14 protein-coding genes and 1 riboswitch are annotated in these 24,288 nt (G+C 42.2%); of the genes, 4 read left to right on the forward strand and 10 right to left on the reverse strand.

From position 1 onward, the window contains the following. Positions 1-121 precede the first annotated feature (121 nt). A complete protein-coding gene (locus tag N773_RS0107060; RefSeq protein WP_024857131.1) occupies positions 122-664 on the forward strand; it encodes an alpha/beta hydrolase in 543 nt (180 codons plus the stop codon). Between the two features lie 2 nt (positions 665-666). Here the strand turns inward: N773_RS0107060 and aepY are convergent, their stop codons facing one another. From aepY to N773_RS0107095, 7 genes are all read right to left on the reverse strand, one after another. After that, entirely contained in the window at positions 667-1,788 is a 1,122-nt protein-coding gene (gene aepY, locus N773_RS0107065; RefSeq protein WP_024857132.1) for a phosphonopyruvate decarboxylase, read from the reverse strand. Beyond that, on the reverse strand, positions 1,778-3,817 hold the full coding sequence (gene aepX / locus N773_RS0107070) for a phosphoenolpyruvate mutase (protein WP_024857133.1): 2,040 nt from the start codon (positions 3,815-3,817) through the stop codon (positions 1,778-1,780). The genes aepY and aepX overlap by 11 nt, the downstream gene beginning before the upstream one ends. 14 nt (positions 3,818-3,831) lie before the next feature. Further along, entirely contained in the window at positions 3,832-4,026 is a 195-nt protein-coding gene (locus N773_RS0107075) for a hypothetical protein (protein ID WP_024857134.1), read from the reverse strand. Between the two features lie 174 nt (positions 4,027-4,200). Beyond that, positions 4,201-5,325: a cation diffusion facilitator family transporter gene (locus N773_RS0107080; RefSeq protein ID WP_024857135.1), complete on the reverse strand. Its 1,125-nt coding sequence runs from the start codon at positions 5,323-5,325 to the stop codon at positions 4,201-4,203. Positions 5,326-5,349: 24 nt separating this feature from the next. Further along, positions 5,350-5,499, reverse strand: coding sequence for a hypothetical protein (locus tag N773_RS22195; protein ID WP_155250863.1), 150 nt, complete (start codon positions 5,497-5,499; stop codon positions 5,350-5,352). 27 nt (positions 5,500-5,526) lie between these two features. Continuing rightward, a complete protein-coding gene (locus N773_RS0107090) occupies positions 5,527-6,618 on the reverse strand; it encodes a radical SAM protein (RefSeq protein ID WP_024857136.1) in 1,092 nt (363 codons plus the stop codon). Between the two features lie 28 nt (positions 6,619-6,646). Beyond that, a complete protein-coding gene (locus N773_RS0107095; RefSeq protein ID WP_024857137.1) occupies positions 6,647-7,087 on the reverse strand; it encodes a MarR family winged helix-turn-helix transcriptional regulator in 441 nt (146 codons plus the stop codon). A gap of 143 nt (positions 7,088-7,230) precedes the next feature. After that, positions 7,231-7,306, forward strand: a riboswitch (Fluoride riboswitch). 43 nt (positions 7,307-7,349) lie between these two features. Between N773_RS0107095 and N773_RS0107100 the strand changes: the two genes are divergently transcribed. The 3 genes from N773_RS0107100 to N773_RS0107105 all read left to right on the forward strand — a co-directional run bounded on the left by N773_RS0107100 (position 7,350) and on the right by N773_RS0107105 (position 10,992). After that, positions 7,350-8,555, forward strand: a complete 1,206-nt coding sequence (locus N773_RS0107100) for a cation:proton antiporter (protein ID WP_024857138.1) — start codon at positions 7,350-7,352, stop codon at positions 8,553-8,555. Continuing rightward, the gene (locus N773_RS23255; protein WP_278245331.1) at positions 8,552-8,686 is read left to right on the forward strand and encodes a hypothetical protein; all 135 of its coding nucleotides are present in this window, start codon (positions 8,552-8,554) and stop codon (positions 8,684-8,686) included. Before N773_RS0107100 ends, N773_RS23255 begins: the two co-directional genes overlap by 4 nt. Before the next feature lie 224 nt (positions 8,687-8,910). After that, complete coding sequence (locus N773_RS0107105) at positions 8,911-10,992, forward strand: elongation factor G (RefSeq protein WP_024857139.1); 2,082 nt, start codon at positions 8,911-8,913, stop codon at positions 10,990-10,992. A gap of 634 nt (positions 10,993-11,626) precedes the next feature. Here N773_RS0107105 and N773_RS19915 read toward each other — a convergent pair. The 3 genes from N773_RS19915 to N773_RS0107125 all read right to left on the reverse strand — a co-directional run bounded on the left by N773_RS19915 (position 11,627) and on the right by N773_RS0107125 (position 24,235). Next, positions 11,627-12,781 (reverse strand): ATP-binding protein, encoded by a 1,155-nt coding sequence (locus N773_RS19915; RefSeq protein ID WP_347495408.1) that lies wholly within the window; start codon positions 12,779-12,781, stop codon positions 11,627-11,629. 550 nt (positions 12,782-13,331) lie between these two features. Beyond that, entirely contained in the window at positions 13,332-13,487 is a 156-nt protein-coding gene (locus N773_RS22200) for a hypothetical protein (RefSeq protein ID WP_155250864.1), read from the reverse strand. A gap of 374 nt (positions 13,488-13,861) precedes the next feature. Continuing rightward, positions 13,862-24,235: a hypothetical protein gene (locus N773_RS0107125; RefSeq protein WP_024857141.1), complete on the reverse strand. Its 10,374-nt coding sequence runs from the start codon at positions 24,233-24,235 to the stop codon at positions 13,862-13,864. Positions 24,236-24,288: the final 53 nt, after the last annotated feature.

Here is a 24,288-nt window from a genome sequence, read left to right on the forward strand (position 1 = left end):
ACCACTTTCAAGGTTTGTCAACACAGTTTTTGCTCATTGTTACCAAATATTAAGATTGACTTGCTATAATGCTTGTGCTATAATCATTATATCATCAACACACCGAAAGGAGATAACTTATATGAAACTATGTGTACTTTTCCCCGGCATAGGCTATCACTGTGAAAAGCCCCTGCTTTATTATCCGGCAAAACTCGCCAAAAGCAAGGGCTATGATGTGATACCTCTTAAATTTTCGGGGTTCGATAACTCAGCAAAGGGCAACGAAGAAAAAATGTCCCGCGCGGCAGGGCACGCTATTGCCCTCGCCGCGGAACAGCTTTCCGATATCGATTTTTCTCAGTACGAAAAAGTAGTATTCATCGGCAAAAGCATAGGCACGATAGCCTGCCTTGCTTACCGCGAAACATCGGGCGTCAATGCCTCCTGCATACTGCTGACACCTCTTGAAATGACTTTCGATAGCCTTTCTCACCGCTGTACAGCTTTCCACGGCACTGCCGACCAATGGGCAGAAACCGAAGCTATCCGCAAGCTTTGCAGAAAGCATTTAGTCCCCCTGCATGAGTATGAAAACGCTAACCATTCCCTCGAAACAGGCGATACTTTCACCGATATCCGAACCGTACTTGATGTTACCGAAAAAATAGCCGAATTGCTCTGATATCATACCTTTGCAAGATGTGCCATGAAATGCTCCTTGTTTTCAATAGCAGTGGTTGTGGGTCTGCCCAGATCATCGCGGGCCCCCAATGCACATTTCACCTCGATGAATGTCAGCCCACTGCCATCACGGGCTTCTGCAAGCGCTTTGTCAAGGTCATCATAATTCTCCGCCGCGAACACCCTGCCGTAACCGCAGGCACGGGCTATACCTGTTATATCCGCCGTCCCCGCAGCTGTCGGCAGTCCACCCACAGTCTCATGGGCAGAATTGTTTATCACGATATGCACAAGGTTATCGGGAGATATCTGCCCTGTTACCGCAAGACTTCCCATGTGCATAAGCATTGAACCGTCGCCGTCTATGCACCAGACTTTTCTCTCCTTTTTATTAAGGGCTATCCCCAGTGCGATAGATGAAGTATGTCCCATTGAACCAACCGTCAGGAAATCTCTGCTGTGCCCCTGACCATTCTGTTCTCTTATCTCAAATAGTTCACGGCTTGCTTTTCCCGTGGTGGATACTATCGGCTCATCAGCGGTAAAGGATACTATATGCCTTATGACTTCCTCTCTGGACATGGCATAGCTGTTTTTATAGGATATTTTCTTCTCATAGGTGAGTGCGCCTTTTCGTATAACAAAGGCTGCCTGTCTGCCCTCTGAAAAGGCTTTTTCAAACTCCGCAAAAGCGCCGCGCACTTCATCTTCCGTGGTATCCCTGCTTATAACGAAACTTTCTATATCCATATCTTCAAGCAGTTTCAGCGTTACTTCTCCCTGATATATGTGCTGTGGTTCATCATGAACTCCCGGTTCTCCACGCCAGCCTATTATGAAAAGCATTGGTATAGCGTATACCTTTCTGTTAAGCAGGCTTGCGGCAGGATTGATGATATTCCCCTCCCCCGAATTCTGCATATACACCACAGGCACTTTCCCCGTGGCAAGATGATATCCCGCGGCTAAGGCGGTACAGTTGCCCTCGTTTGCCGCTATTATATGGTGTGCGGGGTCGGTGGAATAAGTATCCATAAGATAGTCGCAAAGCGGTCTTAAAAGGCTGTCAGGTACTCCTGTATAGAAGTCTGCGCCTATTATACGATCAAGTATTTTAACGTCCATAATTATCTTCCTTTATATCATCGGGTATCAGCCTGATTATCTCCCCGAAGGGCATACATATATCATCACATTCCTGTGCGCGGTGATTTTTCAGTATCATTTCCGCCGCTTTTTTCATTGCGGGAAAACTGCTTCTTGTCAGCTGATTTGCATATATCACAACGTTCACGCCTCTCGCCTTGAATTCTTCCTCCGTAACAGAATCAAAAGCCGTAGGCACTACAACGATAGGAGTGTCAGCGTCCTGCGCTCTGAATTTTTCAACAAACTCAAAAACTTCGGCGGGGTCTTTTTTTCGGCTGTGTATCATTATGGCATCAGCACCCGCTTCGGTGTAGGCAAAAGCCCTTTCAAGCGCGTCCTCAACACCTTTTTCAAGTATAAGACTTTCTATGCGTGCGCATATCATAAAATCGGAAGTCTTCTGCGCCCGCTTTCCCGCGTTTATCTTTGCACAGAAGTCCTTGATGTCAGCCTGTGTCTGTACGACTTCATTTCCGAAAAGGCTGTTCTTTTTCAGACCTGTCTTGTCCTCGATCACCACCATTGATACGCCCATTCGTTCCAATGTACGTACATTATACACAAAGTGTTCTGTCAGTCCCCCCGTATCGCCGTCGAATATTATGGGCTTGGTAGTTACTTCCATTATCTCATCAACAGTCCTGTATCGGCTGGTCATATCCACAAGCTCGATATCTGGCTTGCCCCTCGCAGTAGAATCACAGAGAGAGCTTATCCACATGGCATCAAACTGCCTTGCACCGCCATTTTCGTATACCACAGTCTTTTCCGCTATCAGACCCGTAAGTCCACTGTGGGCTTCTATTGCAGTCACAATCCCTTTGATGGAAAGCATCTTTTTCAGCCTGCTTCGCCTGATAGCGGGTGTGGAAAGTTCAGCCAGAGAACGCCGTTCCAACTCGATATATTTTTCATCATAAGCATAAGGATACTCCACAAGTCTGCCGCCGTATTCTTTCAGCAGGGCAATAGTTTCCTCACGGACTGTACGCTGTACACCGCTTCTCCAGTCATCTCCGTGTACAACGATATCGGGGCGCAAACGCATGATATTCTCCCTGTAAGAAAGTTCCTGCTGATCTACCACGCGGGATACTCCGCTTATGTTCTCGAACATCGTCTTTCGTTCCTCAAAAGGCAAAAGCGGAAACCGCTTGTATCCCGCAACAGCTGCATCTGAAAGCACACCTATGGTCAGCCTGCCAAGGTTTGCGGCTTTTCTGATTATGGCGATATGTCCGCTGTGAATAACATCGGTTGAGAAGCACATATAAACGCTTCTGTGTTTTATGCTATCCAGTTTTCGGGACACTTCTTCAAGATCATCGGCGTTATCTATCTCACTGCAAAGCAGTTCACCCACATCAAGGGGACGTATCTCGCACTCACACGATATCTCGTTCAGGGCTTTCTCCGCATAGCAGGTGCGCTTTTCATCAATACCGCTTTCGCAGTAGGCTATGATATTATCAAGCCATGTGCGGAAGTCTTGCTTCGTCAGCTTATAAAGGGGCTGTGCAGCCGCGGCGTTATTAAAAAATTCAATGCCGACTTTGACTATCTTCCCATCTTCAATTACAGCTTTGAAGTCCTTTTCGGGCAATGGCGCAGATGCCGATACCGTCATGCAGCTGCCCTCATGGGCTATGACTTCATCGAGAACAAGGCTGTCAAAAACCAGGTCACCGTGCATAAGTATTATATCGTCATCGAGAATATGTCTTGCAAGGTATATCGACCATATATAGTTTGTCTTATCAAACTCATCATTGCGTACAAAGGTGATATCAAGTGGCATATCAAGGCTTCTGACGTAGTCTTCCAGCACCTCTCCCAGATATCCCGTGGTTATCACCACATTTTTAAGCCCCGCCGAGACCGCAAGGGCAAGCTGTCGGCTGAGGATAGTTTCACCAGCGGATATCTCCGTCATGCACTTCGGGTGACTGTCGGTGATATCGCCCATGCGTGAACCTCTGCCCGAATCAAGTATAAGCAGTGTCATATATTCTCTCCGTCTTATTTTGCAAACTCAGCGATATCCTCGTCGGATATCTCCGCACCCGTATCCCAGCCCTTTTTATAGGCGGTCATATCGGGTATCTTCACACTCCTGCCATCATCGAGGATAAGTGTTACCATTGGTTCTTCGCCCTCTGCAAAGCCCTCACATCCGTTATCGGGTTCGATGAGGTCGGTTATTTTATGCATCATGAATGATCTCTCCCTATGAAAATTTTGTTCATAACTTCTACATTATGATAGCACATAATTGTCAAAAAATCAAGGGCGGAAAGTGTGTGCTGTGTGTTGATGGCAGGTAATATTTCAGACAAAAACATCCCCTGTTATTCAGCGTTACTGCTGTTACACAGGGGATGATTATTTCTATTCTTCAGAGAAATCTGTATCAAGAGCGATCTGGAGTTTATGATTGGGAAAAGCTTTTTGTACATCAGCTTTTATACTTTTATATACTTCACCGCGGTCTTTGGCATCGAAGCTTACTACCACATCAAAGCGGATAGTATCGGTCTCCTTGGTAAGATAAAAACCGTGCATCTGCAATACATGGTCGTGAGAGAAAACTATCTCGCGGACTTTCTCCTCTACCGCTTTTGCCTCTTCGTCCTTAGTGTTGACAGAGTACACACCTACTGCTGTGAGTATCACCCTGTGTTCTCTGTTCACGGCTATCTGTATCTCCCTGATAAGGCGGTCTATCCTGTCAGCCGAAAAAGTGTCGGGTACTTCAATATGGATAGAACCGTTCCATGCATCGGGACCGTAGTTGTTCAACACAAGGTCGTAAGCGCCCTGCACTCCGTCGAATTCGGTGACGGTCTTCTTGATGCTTGCCGCAAGTTCAGGATCACTGCGTTCACCGAGAATACGTGACATGGTATCTTTCAGCATCTCGATGCCCGACTTGATTATTACAAGGGATATGACAGCACCCAGCCAAGCTTCAAGCGAAAGCCCGGTGACCATGAAAATTATAGCGGCAACAAGGGTCGATGCGGATATAACAGAATCGAGAGTAGCGTCCTCGCCCGAATTTATCAGCGAATCAGAGTTGACCTTTTCGCCAACGCTTTTTACATATCTGCCCAGAACTATCTTGACTGCTACCGCAACACCTACTATTATAAGGGATACAAAGTTATAATCAGGGGTAGCAGGCTTGATTATCTTCTTCACGGATTCAACGAATGAAGTTATGCCCGCATAGAGAACTATCACCGATATCAGCATAGCACTGAGATACTCTATACGCCCGTAGCCAAAAGGATGTTTCTTGTCGGGCTGACGACCTGCAAGCTTTGTGCCGATTATGGTTATCAGCGAACTTCCCGCATCGGAGATATTGTTTACTGCATCTAGTACGATAGCTATTGAGTGGGTCAGAGCACCTATCACTGCTTTGAAAGCGGCAAGGAAGACGTTTGCTACTATCCCTGTTATGCTTGTGCGTACTATTACCTTACTTCGGTTATCTGTATCCTGAGTCATATGCTCACGACCTTTCTTCGGAGATCAGCTCCTTCGATTTTTGCACCAGAAATGCCACTTGGGTGCAGGTGGCATGGGTTCATGCCTGATAAGTGCTTTTATCACCCGACGGTGAGTAAAACAACAGCATCCGACAGCTGCGATGACAACTAACAGAACAACAGTACCTTTCATGGTCATTTCCTCCTTATGATATATAGTTTAAGCGTTTATGAGCTGCTGGATAAGCTCACGTTTTTCGTAAAGTATACAGCCACCGTCGTGGTCTTCCAGAAGATATCCCTCATCACGGAGAGTCTTGAACAGCGGTGAATCCATTGCTTCACGCAGTGATGAATCCCTGACGTTGATATCAGAGAAGGGCGAGAAGGGACAAGGTTCTGCACCGCCGTGGGAATTTATATGGAAGAATCCTCTGCCTGCGGCAACACATCCACCAGAACTTTTTTCATCACCGGGGAATGATACGTATACCATCTCCGGTCGAGTCTCTCTAAGGCGTTTTATCTCAGCCTGCATGAATTCACGCTCGGTATCAGTCGGGGCGAGATCTTTGCTTTCCTCGGAAACGGGGACGTACTCAACATATATAACAGCTTTACAGCCCCTTTCCGAAAGGTTGTCGAGAAATTCCCGAGAGGTAACTTCCTTGTAATTCTTCGTGGTCACAGTCACGGAAGCACCGAATATAAGACCCCGCTTTTTTATTTCGTCCATATTGGAAATCAGCTTATCGTATATGCCTTTGCCACGCCTTTCATCGGTCCGCTGACGGTCGCCCTCGATGCTCATTATCGGCACAAGGTTGCGGCAGTTTGAAAATAGTTCAAGATATCTTTCATCAAGGTAAGTGCCGTTGGTAAATATAGGAAAAAGTATATTCGGCTTTCTGCCTGCGGCTTCGATAACACCGCGTCGCAGCATGGGTTCACCGCCCGCTAACAGAATGAAGCTTATACCCAGTTCTTCGGCTTCATCGAACACTTTCTGCCATTCCTCATCGGTGAGCTGTTTAACGGGCTCCGCATCGACAGTTGCATGGTTACAGCGGGAATAACAGCCTGCACAGTGGAGATTGCAGCTGCTGGTTATACTTGCGATGATGAATGGCGGGATATGCTCGCCGTTATCCTCGGCTTTGCGGCGCTTTTTTGAAGCTGCACTGCTGGCAGCAGCAAAGCGAAGCATGAACACACTTTCCTTCGGATTTTTGAGAGTGGCTTTTACCGCTTCGGAAACTATACGTTCAACGCCTGCGGTCAGATAGTTTTGTAAATCAAATCCTTCGTTCATAATTATCACCCCATGATAATAAACATCGTTAACGGTTTGTGTTATCCAGTAGTTCATAAAGAAGTTCCCGAAGCTGTATGGCTTTTTCGGGTGCGATATCGACACATTTCCCGATCCGCAGCGGGATATCCTTTGCCTGCTGGCGGAGTTCCCTGCCCTTATCGGTGAGAGTTATGATGAATGAACGTTCATCCATCAGGCTCTGATGTTTTTCGATATACCCCTGCTGACGGAGTTTTTTGATTATCGGTGAAAGTGTGCCGCAGTCCAGCATAAGACGCTTGCATATCTCACCGACTGTAATTCCGTCCTTTTCCCACAGTACAAGGAAGAAGATGTACTGGGTATAGGTCAGCCCCAGTGGTTTAAGGTAGGGGGTATATAGAGAAGTGATCGCCCTTGAAGCGGCGTATATCGGGAAACAGAGCTGATTATCAAGTTTGAGAAGTTCACTGCAATCTATGTCCATTGATATCCCTCCTCTCATATTATTTGTGTACAAATATATTTTATCACACATAAACTATTTTGTCAAGAGGAAAATGAAAGTTCACAAAATATTTTTATACTTGACAAAAGGGCACAGCTATGTTATAGTATTTACAGAAAAGAATAATTTATGGGAATGATGATCTCCCGAGGTTTTTACCTGAACCGCTTATTTCAAGCTGATGACGTCTGTTTTTACGCAGATGCTGTCGGCTTTTTTTATTTTGTTCGGAGGTGCAGTTATGCTATTTTCTTTTGCAGTGATATTTCTTGCAGGACTTGGTGCGGGAGCGCTTTTTCAGATGATGAAGCTGCCGCGGGTGATAGGTATGCTGGCGGCGGGGATAGTCGTGGGGCCTTTTGCACTGGGACTTCTTGATGACAAGGTGCTGTCGGTATCGTCGGAACTTCGTCAGACGGCGCTGATAATAATCCTTATCAAAGCTGGACTGGCACTGGAACTTTCAGACCTGAAAAAAGTTGGGCGTTCGGCGGTGATGATGAGTTTTCTTCCTGCTTGTTTTGAGATGTCGGGGTACATGGTGTTCGCGCCGATGCTTCTGGGGACTTCGCGGATAGAATCAGCTTTGATGGGTGCTGTGCTTAGTGCGGTATCCCCTGCTGTGGTGGTGCCGCGAATGGTATCTCTTATCGAAAAAAATCGGGGCACTGAAAAAGGTGTTCCGCAGATGATACTGGCGGGGGCTTCATGCGATGATGTCTTCGTACTGGTGCTGTTCTCAACTTTTCTGACTATGGCGCAGGGTGGAAAAGCTGAACTTTCTGGGCTGATCAATATCCCCGTATCGATAGTGCTGGGGCTGATGATCGGAGGTATATCCGGATTTCTGGTATACGGTCTGTTTGAAGTGGCTTTCAGACACGGAAAGAAGATACGCAGCAGCATGAAGCTGATCATAATGCTTTCGGCAGCGTTTCTGCTGATGACTCTGGAGAGTTCGGTAAAGCCTTACGTGGCTGTTTCGGGATTGCTGGCTGTTATCGCGATGGCTTGTGTTATAAAGAAAAAGAGCAATGTGGAAGTTTCAAATCGGCTTTCGGAGAAGTTCGGTAAAATATGGATAGCGGCTGAGGTGATACTTTTTGTGATGGTCGGTGCGGCTGTTGATATAAGGTACACGCTTTCGGCGGGGGTATCGGCGGTGTGCATGATATTTATTGCGCTGATATTCCGTGCGCTGGGCGTAGTGATATGCATGGCTGGAACAAAGCTGAACTTCAAAGAAAGGTTATTCTGCGTTATCGCTTACCTGCCGAAAGCAACTGTACAGGCGGCGATAGGTTCGGTGCCGCTGGCGGCAGGGCTTGCCTGTGGAAAGGCAGTGCTTTCGGTGGCTGTGTTGGGTATAATACTGACTGCACCTCTTGGGGCGATAGGTATCGATATGAGTTGTGAAAAACTGCTGACAGATGACCGAAAATCTTGAGATATGTCGAAACTGACAAACAGCACGGAGGTGCGGTGAGTTTAGCGGCGGTTTTGGGCATGATACTGACCTTGCAGATGGGTGCTGTCAGGTCAGAACGAACTTATGAAAAACTGCTTTCAGGAGAGTGAAATTCCTGAAAATATGTCAAAAAGACACGTTTCTGACTTAAACGTAAAATATCTGTTTTAAATTTTGTTCATAATCACGAAAACTTTTTTCGATAATGCTATTGCTATTTTGACTAAAATAATATATAATTATGTTATGCAGTTGAGGTTTTTGTGTATAATTACCATCACGAAACTTCTGCTGAAAATATAAAGACTAAGGTCACAGATAGGAGCGAATCACATTGAAAAAGTTTGACAGTACAAAGATCAAGAATATTGCCGTTGCAGGTCACGCAGGGTCAGGTAAGACCTCACTGACAGAGGCTTTGTTATATAAGAGCGGAACAGTTGACAGACTTGGCAAGGTGCTTGAAGGCACAACGGTATCAGACTACACTGCTGACGAGATAAAGAGAAAGTGTTCTGTATACACTTCCCTTTCCGTTATGGAAACAAGCGATCTGAAAGTTAACCTTCTGGATACTCCCGGTCTGTTCGATTATGAGAGCGGCATGGTAGAGGGCATCTACGCAAGTGGCTGTGTGCTGATAACCGTATCGGCTAAGTCGGGCGTTAAGGTCGGCACTCACAAGGCTTACGAGTGCGCAAAGAAATTCGGCAAGCCCACCATGTTCGTTGTAACAAAGATAGATGACGAGAACGCTAACTTCAACAACGTGCTGACACAGTTAAAGAGCGAATTCGGTCCTACAGTTTGCCCTGTTGTTGTACCCGTTATCGCCGACAGAAAGATAGTAAGCTACATCAATCTCATTGAGATGAAAGCATACAAATACGTTGACGGCAAGGCTGTTGAGACAGATATGCCTACTGCAGAAGTTTCCGAAAAAATGGAATACCGTATCGACGGTCTGATCGAGGCTGTATCGGAAGCGGTCGCAGAGACCGATGAGGAACTGATGGACAAGTTCTTCTCGGGCGAATCCTTCACACAGAAAGAACTGATCGACGGCATACACAGAGGTATGAATGCAGGCGTTATCACACCTGTTACCTGTGTATCCTCAACTGATCTTTCGGGTGTTGATATGCTTCTGAAAGAGATCGACCTGCTGCTGCCTCCTCCCTCTGAGAAGGACGCTATGATCGGTGAGACCGCTAACGGTGATACGATCGAAGTCGAGTGTAAAGAGTCCGATCCTCTGGCTGCATTCGTATTCAAGACCGTTGCCGATCCTTTCGTTGGCAAGATGTCTTTCATCAAAGTATTTGCAGGCGTACTCAAGCCTAATATGGAGATAGTCAACGCTACCACAGGCAGCACCGAGAAAGTCGGCAAGCTGATGACCCTTGTGGGCAAGAAGCAGATAGATATCACCGAAGCTGGCGCAGGCGACATCGTTGTTGCAAGCAAGATGAACGTCAACACAAACGACACCATATGCGATGCATCGAGAGTTGTAAAGTTCAGTGCTATCGAATTCCCGAAGCCTTGCTACAGGATGGCTGTAAAGGCTACAAAGCAGGGTGATGAGAGCAAGATATCCGCCGCTATCGCAAGACTGCTTGAAGAAGACCTGACCCTCAGCTACGAGATGGATACTTCTACCAATGAGATGATACTCTCCACACTGGGCGGTCTGCATCTGGATTCGGTACAGGGCAGATTGAAGAGCGATTTCGGCGTTGATATGGAAGTTGCCGCACCTAAGATAAGCTACCGCGAGACTATCCGCAAGAAAGTCAAGGTACAGGGCAGACACAAGAAACAGTCAGGCGGTCACGGTCAGTACGGTGATGTATGGATAGAGTTCGAGCCTTGTGTATCAGACGAACTGATATTCGAGGAGAAGGTATTCGGCGGTGCTGTGCCCAAGAACTTCTTCCCCGCAGTTGAAAAGGGACTTCAGGAGAGCGTAAAGAAGGGCGTGCTGGCAGGCTTCCCTGTTGTGGGACTTAAAGCTATACTGGTAGACGGTTCGTATCACCCTGTTGACTCTTCGGAAATGGCATTCAAGATGGCTGCTTCCATCGCATACAAGGAAGGTCTGAGACAGGCTGAGCCTATACTGCTTGAACCTATCGGTGCGCTGAACGTTATCGTTCCCGATGACAACACAGGCGATATGATGGGCGAGCTGAACAAGCGCCGCGGCAGAGTTCTCGGCATGAACCCCACCGACAAGCACGGACTTACCGAGATAGTTGCAGAAGTTCCCATGGCAGAGATGCAGGACTTCACGCTGACACTGAGACAGATGACCCAGGGCAGAGGTTCATTCACATTTGAGAAAGTGAGATACGAGCCCCTCCCCGCAAATCTGGTAGCTGATGTTATCGCTAAGAACGCTGTTAGTGATTAATTTATGATATGATAAAGAGAGCCGTAAGCAATAGCTTGCGGCTTTTTTTGAGTCAAAAAATTAAGTACATATTTTTGTACTCAAAGAATTGACTTATTTTTTTGAAAAGTGGTATAATGCTAACAATAGGAAATGATATGCTATAATAATAAGACCTCATCACATCGGCTGTGAAAACAGCTCGGTCAGATATTTTTCCGCATCAAGACCATTTGCCTGTGCGGTTGAAATGATCGAGTACAGCACTGCACTTGCTTTCGCTCCGTTGGCTGTGTTGCTGAATAGGGTAGTCTATACATCACTCTTTTAGCCCCGTAAGTCAACGAATAAACGGATAACATTCCCCCTGTTCCCGTTAGAAATATTGAAAGGATAAAGCCCTTGTATTTGTAGTTATCCGACAAAGAAATATAATCACCGTGAAGCTGAAAAAGGGCAAAAAAACACCCCACTGATTTACCAGTGAGGTATCAAATCTAACAGCATTTTCATTTTCAGCCGGTCAAAATGCTTTCATCTCTTAAAAAATGTTCAATGCCTACATACTGAATTCCGTTCTCGTCTTTATAAGGTTTTAGATAATCCCTGACAACAACAATCTTCTTGAAAGAATCCGGTATTCTCAACAATGACGCTATTTCCTTTTTTTCTTTTCTGGATCTGCAATGGTAAGCGCAGACTGAATATAATATCTGTCATTTCCCCTGTTGACCACAAAATCAACTTCCAACTGTTTTCTTACTTTCTTTCCATCCTCCATAGTAGCAATTTCAACTACTCCGACATCCACATCATATCCTCTTCTAATAAGATCATTATAAAGGACGTTCTCCATCAGATGTGTTTCCTCTATCTGACGAAACCCAAGTCTGGCATTTCTCAGCCCCGGATCTGTGTAATAATACTTTGAAGGGGTTTTGATATATTTTCTTCCTTTCACATCATATCTTACAGCTTTTTGAATCAAATACGAATCTATAAAGAATCCGAGATACCTGTCGACAGTATCCGGTGCAACAGTTACACCTCTTTCACTTTTAAAAATATTTGACAGCTTGCTTGGGTTTGTAAGGGCACCAACCCCCGATGCAATCACATCCAGCAGGGTAGCAAGAACTTCTTCATTGTTCAGAATCTTGTTTCTCTCAATAATATCCTTCAAATAAGTTCTCTCAAATAAATCACGCAGATATTTACTCTTTTTTTCATGAGTATCCAGAGAAAGAACAACCGGCATTCCGCCGTAGGTATAATAGTCCTGCCATGCCTCACGCTTGTCACCTTCATAAGCATCATAAAACTCTGCAAATGATAATGGAAATACTCTTATTTCATCTCCTCTATCCCTGAACTGAGTAAGGATATCCGATGAAAGCATTTTGGAATTACTTCCGGTAATATAAACATCAGCATTACGGATTTTCATCAGTCCGATCACAACATCTACAAACCCGATCTTAGCATCAGGATCATCCACGTACGGATTCTGGATTTCCGATACCATCTGTATTTCATCAATAAACAGATAGTATTTTTTTGTACCATCAGTAATCTTTTTTCGGAAGAAATCATCGAGTTCCATTGGATTTCTATACCTGGCATTACTCAAATCATCAAGTGCAACACTGATAATCTGTTCCGGCTGAATGCCTTCACCGATCAGATAGTCCCTGTATATTTCAAGTAACAGTACAGACTTTCCGCTTCTGCGAAGACCTGTTATAATCTTAACACGACCATTATCCTTAAGGTCAATCAATTTTTTTAAATACTGGTTTCTTGGCAGCATCTTATCACCTCTGATTTTTTTGCAGGATGGAACGCATTTTTCACTTCTGCTATTTAATTATAGCCATGTAAAAAGTGAAAGCCAAGTTCTCTCGTGAAATTTTTGCAGAATGGACATATTTTTTTACATCTCATATCATCAGAGAAAGCAGACTACATATAAATATCATGTGCAGAACCATGCCAAATAATCCTATTCATCGGTTATCTGCACATTTTTACATCAATTTATATGTATATACAATTTCTTTTCTGCATATAAAGCAAGATGTTTTATGCACAAACAGTGACTAAGGAGCAGATTCACCTTGCACCTGCACCCTCGTAATTCACGCCGTCTATCAGATGGGAGCTTGTGAAATCCCTGGTATTCAGCATTGTATGAAAAAGGTAGTCGTGCAACTGCAGATCAAGGACAGATGTTTTCTTCAAACTACCTTATACCAAATGGAGATAATAACTATCAAGCCAAATATGTATCTGCTTATACTGGCGAAGCTAGAAACACCAGCACCTATCCTGTTGATGTTTTTTTATACAATTATAGCACATCAAACCTTTACGATTACTACGGAGAAACCAGTTCCCGATCTACTACCACCCACACTGTGGGCATCAACACTACTGCCCTCCACACCGTGGGCATCAAGAGCCTGATAGGAAAACAGGCAACAATAGTATTCATTCACGCTACCGCAGTCTCTCACAGCTCCCAGCCACACTCCTGCTATACAGCCACACTTCCGCCGTTTGCTTCATCACTTTACATTTCTAAAGCGCTCATTTCAAGAAATAACACCTCAGATTAATATCTTAATCCAAGGTGTTATCTTTTTGATCACTTTACTGACAATCCCCAAACCTGTGGTTACAATCAATAATCGCATGGTTTTATCACCAAAACTTATGCTCTTATCACCCCCAGCCCGTTTCCTTCTAACCACATTGGGTGTGTTCAAAGGTGGGTGGGGGCGTTTGCTTGTTTTGAGATGATTGGGAATGATTCCTAAGACGCTATTAGATTAATAACGTCTTATGGGGTTCATTATTGTGTTTGTATGATATTCTCTTACTCGCATCCCTATTCCGATATCATATTATACTGAAGCTTTGAGTTCGTATAAATGATGTGATCCCATGCATGCGTTGGATTATCCGGAGTAACCGTGGTACCGATGGCATCATAAAGATCTGCTGTCAGCGATACTTTATAATTCGAATAAGCCTTTGTTTTTCCAAAGCCATTAACCTCACCGGTCAATATGTCATAGGAAATATCAATAGTGTAAATCTTATCAGCTATTTCTTTCAATTTACTCTTATGCGCCCTTAAAGTAATCATCGTTCCGTCAACACTCGTATATGCTTTTAACAGTGCGGTATCTGACGAGCTGCCTTGCGTAAACAAAGTAGTATTATTCGCTTTTATGGTTAAGTTATTCAGATAATCACTTATAACAAGTGGTACTTTATCGTAACCACCATCATTCTTACATGTAAGTGTCAGATTAAACTCAATGTACTCTCCGGGATCCACAATATCCACATAGCTATATATCGCCGTTGAATCAATATGGCCTTTGTTTGTTACAACTTTAGCGGTTTGTTCATCAAACGGATTAATACCAAGCGAACTATACTGACCGTTAGGACTGCTTGGTGTTTTATTAGCAGTATATGTCAGCTTAGCTGATGAAATATTTTTGGTATAGTATCTGTGAGTATCACTCGCCGGTAAAGAAATCGCACTGTATGCTCCGCTTTCGGCCACTGAAGAGATATTAGAGAACCCACGTACCAATGAGCCGATGGTTGAGTCACTCTCATCTTTTCTTTCAGGAAACTGCTTAGAAAGATTCTTTTCAGAATATTCAATGGCAAAGGTAACATGAATAGTAGCTGCATTATCATGCCCTGCAGTAGAGTTTCTTAAGTACTCATTCAGATTTTTATTGTTTCTCAACTCAATATAGTTGCTATTCATAAGATCCTCAGGATCAGATGCATTTGACCGTACGTCCTCACCAGGATTTGCTTCAATATCCGCTGCTTCGGTTGGAACCGTCAATCCATAGTAAATTTTGTAATCTGTAATAGTAACAGATTGAATCGCTGATGTATCAACTCCTATCTTGGATGTCAGTGCGTCCTTTTCCATCATGTCATAATTCATCAGGAATGTCTGGTAGATGGTAGAATTCACGTTTTGAGCTAGATTCTGCGGAATCTTTTCATCCTTTGCCGCCTGTGTCAGACTGATATGAGATGTCATAGTGATGGTCAGCACATTATTACTCTTGGTCATTTCATAAGTACTTGCCACACGAGGAGTAACAGACAACTCAAGATTATTATTCGTATAGAGATTACCAATTATTAGGTGAACAGGATTATTATAACTTCTGATAATCTTATTCGGCTTCCAGTTATCATTATCTGTACTATGCTGCTCAAATCTCTCCACAGAATTAATCTCATAATGATAGACCTTATCATTACCGGAGTTTTTGTTTGTGAAGAAGCTCAGATAGTATACTTCCGGGTTGACCTCGGTTACATCCACAGTATAACCTTGAGCGGAATTCCCTTCCGGGCGCGGCATATACATTGTGTTACCATCAGGAGATTTAACTGTAGCCTTAGTTGCATCTGTCGTAACAACAAGTGGTCCATTATTCGTCGCCGAGACAGTGTATTCAAGTAACGAACTCATCGCAACCGGCTTATATGCTGCTCCACCTGATGCACCGTTTGCAGTAAAGCTGTCAAAAGGAATGTGATAAATGCCATTTGAATCCGCCGTTACAATCGAAGAATCCAGATAATAATGTTTATCATTATTATTTGCATCCACAAGAACGAGTCTGGAATCAGGAGCCCAGCCGTTACTGTTCATTGACATCTTAAGCTCTTTAAAATAGTTTGAACCATAGAGAACATTTTCACCACCGTTTATAGCATCTGCCCAATCAGTAGCAGTTCTGTCATAAGTGTATTCAATTCTAGCAGTAACAGGATTACCGAGATTCTCAAAAAGAGTCTTACTGCTAATACCTGTATAGGCATCTTCATAGTAATTGGTTCCGGAAGCTATTTGAGCATTAAACTTATAGTTAATCTCCTTTTTAACGTATATAGGCACATAAAGATGATAAGCAATCTTTGTTTTATCATCCGGGTCAAAGAATTGAACATCCATCAGTGTAAACTGTGGAGTGGAGGGGTCAGCATTATCAATACTCCCCGGTTCCATCTGAAAAGCCCCTGCATAGTGTTTTAAGGATCCAGAATTTTCAGCAGGATCTACTGTAAACGTTCGTGTTGTCTTGTCATAAACGCATGAGTGAAGTGTTACTTTGAATATATCCTTTATTGCACTATTATTCGAAGCCAAAGAAAAATCATAATTGGTGTTCGTCAGGTTTCTCAGATAGTAGTTGATATAGTTAGTCACCTTAGTTCTATCCGAATCCTCAACCTCAAGAAGTGGGAAATTGTAAGGAAATGCGGATCCAAACTCCTCCCTAGTTGTTTTTAGATGATCGGTTACATCCTTAAGCTGATTCGTATTTACAGCAGGAGCTGTCTGGTATGATTGCGCACCATTCTGGCTTTTTTGAGTATCTTGCTTGTCAAGAATAATCTGCTCAAATGCGGATCCATCGTATGTTGTCGAACTAACTGCATCTCCAGTTAAAAACTGATTATCACCAATAAACAACTTTGGACTTGAAGTTACATAAGGATTGTTATCTGTAACATCTTGGTTTTTATAATCCTTAACGTTCGCAGAGCTATTTATATTAGAGAAAACCTTATTACCGCTAGATGCGGTGCCTTTATAGTCTGCAAATATAACATATCCAGCATTAGCATTATAATCGTTTGTTCCTGATAATCTTGGCGGAATAAAATATGCCAATGATTTTGGAGTGGCATTCTGTATAGATAGTCCTGCTATCTTAATACTATTACCATTGTTTTTGGAAACCAAGTATCCATGCTGAGCAGAATTGTAGCTTGTTCCGCCGTTTCTATCCTGAAATTGAACATTATCACAAAGAATATTATATCCAGTTAATGGCTTAGGTAGCCATCCAAATAATGCAGCAGAATAATCAGACTTTAAAACAACGTCCTTAATCATAAAATTACGAACACCAAAACCACCACCATCAACATTAGCACATATTCCTGCAGTGTCTTGGTATCCTTGTAAAGTATAACCCTCTACGCTGCATGTATCTATGATAACTCCATTTGCAGCTCGTGCACCGCCAAAAATACCTCCACACGCTCTGTGCTTTAAATTATTGGAATTAGAATTAGATGGAAATAAACCATATAATTCAGATTCATTATTACTTTTAACATTAGAGTTATAAATAAGTATTTTCGACTGAGTATTTGTATTATTATCTGCGGCATCACTTCCGATCAGTCCACCGACTCTGTGACCATAAATACTGATATTATAAACGTTACAATTTTCTATTTTTAAGGAGTAATCATTACTTCCTTTATACGTATTATTTCTTCCGATTATACCACCAGCAACAACAGTTGCCGTGGTAGCAGATGTGCAAGGGTATCCATCAATATATCCTATTCGTGATGTAACATTACTGCTTAATTGACCAAGCTGGATATCGGTTAATACTATAGGACTGTTTCCGTTAACATTTTGACAATAGCCTATTAATCCACCAACACCATTATCAAAATCAGTTATACTACTTCCGACGTATTCATTAAGCACCGTTGGCAATAATATTTTTACATCACTGATGCTCAGATTCCCTTGTTTAAAGTATCCGATTATTCCTCCAGCATAGCGTTTGCTATGAACTGTAAAGGCCTCTTGCGCATCAATATCTGATATGGACACCTGATGCGATGTCGCACTATTAGCAGAGAGCTGAAGATTGCCAAAGAAACCGCCAGCCGTTTCAAAACCATTTACAGTAAGCCCTGAAACACCTATAGCTTCTACAGTAATACTATCATCACCGCCAAAGCCCGCATAGCCAGAAATGCCACCACAATTCAAATATGAAGCATATGGAATGTATGTCTTATTATATGTCATCACGCCATTATTATCGCTATGTTTAAAAACAAAGTAATCAATTTTACCTGTGATATTCAGATTACTAATCTTATATTCATCTTCTATTGTTCCCTGATCAGCTCTGTTATGATGAAGGGTATTGAACAAACCAAAACCGCCCTGACCATTGTTGACAGGATAGTAATTCTCATAGTCAACTGAATTCTTTTGGTCTCTCTCATAATGCTGAAGTGACATGTTCAATTTAATGGTAACTTCATCGCCTTCACCATAATTATTTTTACCATTAAACTTATGCAGGCTGATAGTTCTGTTGGTGAGATTTGATCTCTTAAATCCAATACACCCGATGCCTCTGAAACCATCAGGAAGAGTCCATTCAGTTTCTGTTCCTCCAAGATTGAAATTGCAGACCGTGTTATTATTGGTCAAAGCAAGAACGCCATAGTTTGTCGTTCCGCTAATAACATTAGTATAGTTCTTTACTAGGAACGGAACACTGGTTGAAGTGTGGTCCGCAACAGCAACTGTATAATCTGCAGGCTTATTGTCATTTGCAGCGTTTGTACCTACGGCACTATAATCTGCACAACGCATCCTATGATATGTTCCTCCATAACTGTCACTAGAACCAAGAGCCAAAGTGCTCGGATCGCCAACCGTGGTACTACTCTGTGTCAATAAAGACATAACGAACAAAGCCTGTGCGTTAGGGATACTAACGTCAGTGCTATATGATGATGTACCAATCGAAGTATATGCTCCGGTGGAAAGCATAGCAATGTCGTTGCTCTTTGTTATATCAGCAATAGAATAATTCTTCCTGCCGTTATGCATAGTTACGTCATTTTCCGATGTTTTATAACTCGAGCTTTCGGTCACTGCATAACCATTTATAACCCTGCCTATGATCGGGTTGACATAAAGGTATTTTTGATTAGTAAGTTGCGGTAAATAACTGCTCGATATCGTAGTTAGACCCTGAGTGCTATTGGTCATGTTCTTAAAGACAACCGCTCCATTAACTACAACACCAACATAACCGCCAATTGGGATAAGATGGCCATAAGTGCTGTTTCCTATTGTAAATCCTTTTTTCATGTTGCTATAATTGACAGATGTCCCATCAATTATATTGTCCCCGCCAAGAACATTTGCTATAAGTCCTCCATAGCTTTTACAAGTCGGAAAAGTGTCAGTTGCATTTGCCTGAGTCAAAGAAATAGGCTGTGACTCTTTTTCAACACTTACCGTAAGATTCTTAATCACGCAACCATAACTGTTAACAATTAACGGTGATGCGCTTTTGTTTATTATCGTTAATTCGCCCCCGTCAATAACGCCTCTGAACACTGCAAAGTTGTTTGTGCTATCTATTGCAGTAAAATTACTTATACCATCAAAACTATCAAGAGTTATATTATCACCAAGCTTATAGTAAGCACTTGCCAAATACGTTCTGACCTCTTGCGTTGTTAATGAAATATCACCATTAACGAAATTTGAACCATTACACTCAAAAACCATGTGATGACTTTTTCCTGATTTATCATCACACCAAAAAGCTGTTCTTTCAGTTGAATTTGGTAGAGTAATTTTAGTTCCGGTTGTTGCCCCACCATTAATGATAAGCGCAATATTTTGAAGTTCAGAAGCCTTCTTTATTATATATGGGTCATTATATGTGCCGCAACCTTCAGCATTCGATGTTCTGTGGTTTACTTCAAGCTGATGGGTTGTACCATCAGCATCATACGGCGTAGCTACGTACGGAAGAAAACTGTTTTTCAGTATGGTAGAAACAGTTGCTCCATCAGCATCATTATCAACACCCGGGTTGGTGTATTCTTCCGCATCTGCAGTTGAACCTTCAAAATATTGACGCTCTTGATTTGGAAACTCACCCTCGGTTATATAGCCTACTTCTTTACCATAGGTGACTTTCTTCTGAGAACTTGAACCCCAGTCATGTGTCCATGTATAAGTATACTTGCCTTTAGAACCGGATTCAAATTCAAACTTATCAAGCAATGTTGCTTTGGTAAAGATTGTACGGTTTGTTCTATATTTTTCATTAAGCTTACTATCACCTGTTGCAAGAGCTGCCGTTCTGCCGTCAAGTTGTATCGTTTCAAAGACAAGGTTTAAACCCTTTGCAGTTGACGAACCCACTTCACCAATAAGGCTGCTTCCTGCTTTTGGAAAACCGCCACTATCCATTTGGATATATGGAATACTATCTATATATCTATATGGAGAACTTGTACTTGTCTTAACATTTTTCACCGTCAGATTTGTATATTTTGTAATCCTATTGATAAGCAGTGGCGCATAAGTCACGGAATCACCAGTCAAGTTTTCGATATTATGAATATACGCACCTTGTAATTCGAGATTATTAATGGTGATATTAGCCTTATTGGTATCCGAGCTCCCATCAACAGTACCGCAAATAAGCATGCCACAATACTTATCGACTTTTGCAACATTTCCTCGTAATTTTGTATTACCATTTATCGTTACTGTCTTTCCGCTGTAAACATTTCGAAACAAACCGCAATGCATAAGATAATGCTGTGTTTTGTAGTCTACGTTATCGTACGTTGTTGAAATAGAAGACTTCTGCGAATTGTATGTTCCAGCATTTTCGGCTTCGCTTAGTTCAAATTCTTTGTTTACAAATTTGAAATTTCCTTTTACAGAAACAGAAAAATCAACATCAACAGGATACCAGCTATAACCTGTCATGTCATAATCCACATTATTTACACTAATGCTATTGTTAGTAAAAGGATCTACAAAATTCGATTTAATGCTTTGATGCGCATATTTGTTCAGTCCCCAAAGCATAAGTTTTCCAGCATTTTGCCCAGAATAACCATATTCTGTATTGGTAATTACATCAAGGTCATAATAATATCTTGTCCATGGATTTGGTTTTGCACCGAGAGAGGTTTGTGCCTTGTAACTATTACTTTCACTTCCTTCTTCCATAACAAGACCGAGAGTAGGTACATCACCCTCTTCTTCAGGTTCTGCAGCAATATGTATCGACACTATGCCGTTACCGTTTTTGAGAATATACTCATCTCCATCGTCATCGGTTGCATTCCTAGTATTGCCTTCATCTCTGTAATAAGCACTATAAGCTACCAATTCATCAAAAACAGCGGCAGACGAAAGAGAACTGATCGTTGCAGATGAAATCTCGTAGCATTCAGTTGAAGTAAGCATAAGATATATTGCCGAAGAACTACCATCACTTTTATAATTCTTTCCACTATCGCAATACCAACCCTTATTGACAATCATACCAAATGATCTGGGACTATTTGCAGCTATATTAATAGCAGTTATGTCAAGGTCATTTACTGTCCACTTGCCTGTAGCATTATAGACCAGACCTGCCATATCCTTAACTGTACCGGAAGCGGTTACTTTGGAGCCACTACCAATAGTAACATTGGTATCTTCATCAACCACACCGAGCACAACGTCTGTATTTTGCCAACGATAACCAAGCAGTCCACCCATAGAGGTAGCTGCTCCACCTTTTATCTCCAGATTTGTGGTTGTTACATTACTGAGTTCTAATGTTCTACTATTATAGTTACTAGTTGCAGAGTATCCTGCAATCACGGCTATCAGTCCGCCAACCATCTGTTCGGTTTTTGTAGCTTTGTTTTCAACAGTTCCTGAAACAGAAATCTCTCTGATAGCCCAATACTGTTCTTCATTTTCTGTGTGGTAGATTTTTCCGGCAATGCCGCCTAAACAAGTCCCATCACTGTTATTTTCACCGGATATTGAACCTGAGAAAATGCAGTCAGTAATCTCTACTTCAGACGTTCCCTCATCTTCAATTGCAGTCGGGTCGTTAATCTCGCCAATAAGTCCTCCGAGATATACATTTTCACTTCCGCCAAAATCAAATGTTGTACTTACATCAGTCTTATAAACATTGACTTTTTCTTTAGCAACAGCCGCAACTGCACCAACATAAATACTGTTTGCCTTCGGTGAAACACTGCATGTTCCGTCAATAGTTATTGCGTCATCATCAACAGAACCAAAAGAAGTATCATCCGTACCCTTTAAAATGCCAAACAAACCATTGAATCTGTGATTATAGATTCTTCCATCACCGCTAGTTCTGGTCTCAGCATCTTTCAGATTACTTTCTCCTCTATAACCATACGGCTCACCTATTGCCAAGGTAACAGTATACCCCGAAGCACTAAACGATCCATCAAAAACACAGTGTGTATCATATAAATCCAGACTCGAACCCGCATTATTATCTCTAGTAAAGCCAGTTAATCCTGTTCCTGATAAAGATATATCGTCCTCCAGAGTAATGTTATCAACACCAGCTCCAGAAGTAACTATACTGCCGCTACTTATCTGTAAACTCAGTGCAGTTGCAGCAAAATCTGCAGTAGTACTTATGGTATCAGGTGAATCGGCGATTGAAATAGTGTGGGTAGTCTCATTAATTGTCAAAACTGTATAGCTGTCAAATTGCTCATATGTAAGATCATAGGTTATATCTTCATCGGTTTCTTGATCAGTATCTTTTGAATCAAATCTAATAACTTCGCCCCAGGCACCAATGTCATCAGCCTCTACTGCTTCGCTACGCTTTAATACCCATCCCGTTTCAGAAAAAACAATTGCGTTATCTCTGTTTCCTACTATCTGGCCATATTTATATGCATCACTGGTAGGTGCAACTGATTTTGCATTTGAGAGATCTGTAGTACCGGTCATTTTTAAAGAACCGTTTCCAAGATCGCCAATTAGACCGCCGCCATAAAAAGTCCCATTCACTTTTATAGTTACATCATTGGCGTCGACAAAAGATTTCTTGGCAAAGCCAACAAGCCCACCAAAGGTCAATGCGTTTGCATTATATGCTTTATCAACTTTAAAACCATCGAACTTGATATAGTTTGCAGTTGTATCATCAGCAATACCTATCGCACCACCATATACTACTCCCTTACCGGACTCATTTTTAGTTTCTGTGGTAACACCGCCAATCGTCAATGTGTTCGAAAGGGATGTATTCGTGTACTTTCCAATAAGACCACCATAAGAAGCAGCTTCACCGCTTGCATGTTTGGATTTAACAGTCGTGTCTGTATCAATGGTATAACTATGATTACAAACAAATTCTCCGAACAGACCGCCAATATTAGCTTTAGCAGAACAATTTACTTGTCCATCGATACTATATTTTCCTAAATCAATAGTGTTTTCATTTGAACCAGGTTTATAATAACCATATATTCCTCCAACGCCTATAGTTCCAGATATATGTTGCTTTATATTATATGTAGCGTCAGAAAAAGTGATAGTGGCACTGTCTATTTTACCAACAAGTCCCCCTGCATATCCACTCTTAGCAGTCTCAATGACAGTATTATCCTCCTGGATGTTAGTTCCAATATAGTTGAATGTCGACCCGGATTCCATTTCGCCAACAAGACCGCCAACATTGCCAGAAGATGTTCCAATTTTGCTGATATTTCTAATTGTGCCGCCTTCGGATGCTCCGATAGAGAAATTCAGAATAGCATTCTGCTTAATCAGACCACAAGCTAATCCAAGATTGGATTTTGATTTCATTTCTATGGAATCAGTATCACCAGTCTGCTGATCCATAGTAACGTTCAGTGTAAGCTGGGTATTGGCAGCCATTTTTCCTATCATTCCACCAAACGCACCAAGAGTACCGTCAAGCAACTCATCGTCAGTTGCAGATGGCTTTACAACAGAAATATTCCAAGTTGCCTTAGGTTTACTTGGATTCTCTGAATCAAGGACAACATTTTCCGCTACGAGCGGTGTTGTATCATTGATTGTTTCACCACTCGGAATTTTAAAGCCATAGAATCGAGCTATCTTTAAAGTATCCTCATTGTTTAAAACAGCAGTATCAGTAACATAGCTAAACAGAGGTGCATCAAGATTAAGAATGATATCTTTATTTGCCTCTATCTCAATAGAACCGGCGAAGGGCTTTGTGCTTGTTCCTAGCCCTTTAAAGCCCCTTTCATAGTAAGCGGTTCCGCCACTTGACGTTTTAATTGTGATCTTATCATATTGATGATAACCAGGGTATCTACTATAGCTCTGAGAATACTTATAGAATTCCTCAATTGTAAGTGAAATTTCCCCGTTCTCATCATGTAAAAACTCATAGTTCTCCGGTGGTGTATCATTATCAGCTGCCTGAACATTAAGAACGAACGGATTGTTCACACCCATCTTATTGCCTATATCTGTAATCGGGAAAGCATAAAGAAGCATGACAAGAGCCATAAAGGCACTTACCACACGCTTTCCTATTTTGATTTTATTTCTGTTTCTGTTTTTCATACGCATCGATCTCCTGAAGTATGAAATTATGTCCAATATATTATGTTAGCTAA

The organism is Ruminococcus albus AD2013, assembly GCF_000526775.1.
GTDB lineage: Bacteria > Bacillota > Clostridia > Oscillospirales > Ruminococcaceae > Hominimerdicola > Hominimerdicola alba_A.

Bases quoted from the DNA above. Each gene is read 5' to 3' on its own strand.
- N773_RS0107060 (WP_024857131.1), top strand. From the start codon at position 122: ATGAAACTATGTGTACTTTTCCCCGGCATAGGCTATCACTGTGAAAAG.
- aepY (WP_024857132.1), bottom strand. From the start codon at position 1,788: ATGGACGTTAAAATACTTGATCGTATAATAGGCGCAGACTTCTATACA.
- aepX (WP_024857133.1), bottom strand. From the start codon at position 3,817: ATGACACTGCTTATACTTGATTCGGGCAGAGGTTCACGCATGGGCGAT.
- N773_RS0107075 (WP_024857134.1), bottom strand. From the start codon at position 4,026: ATGATGCATAAAATAACCGACCTCATCGAACCCGATAACGGATGTGAG.
- N773_RS0107080 (WP_024857135.1), bottom strand. From the start codon at position 5,325: ATGACTCAGGATACAGATAACCGAAGTAAGGTAATAGTACGCACAAGC.
- N773_RS22195 (WP_155250863.1), bottom strand. From the start codon at position 5,499: ATGAAAGGTACTGTTGTTCTGTTAGTTGTCATCGCAGCTGTCGGATGC.
- N773_RS0107090 (WP_024857136.1), bottom strand. From the start codon at position 6,618: ATGAACGAAGGATTTGATTTACAAAACTATCTGACCGCAGGCGTTGAA.
- N773_RS0107095 (WP_024857137.1), bottom strand. From the start codon at position 7,087: ATGGACATAGATTGCAGTGAACTTCTCAAACTTGATAATCAGCTCTGT.
- N773_RS0107100 (WP_024857138.1), top strand. From the start codon at position 7,350: ATGCTATTTTCTTTTGCAGTGATATTTCTTGCAGGACTTGGTGCGGGA.
- N773_RS19915 (WP_347495408.1), bottom strand. From the start codon at position 12,781: ATGCTGCCAAGAAACCAGTATTTAAAAAAATTGATTGACCTTAAGGAT.
- N773_RS0107125 (WP_024857141.1), bottom strand. From the start codon at position 24,235: ATGAAAAACAGAAACAGAAATAAAATCAAAATAGGAAAGCGTGTGGTA.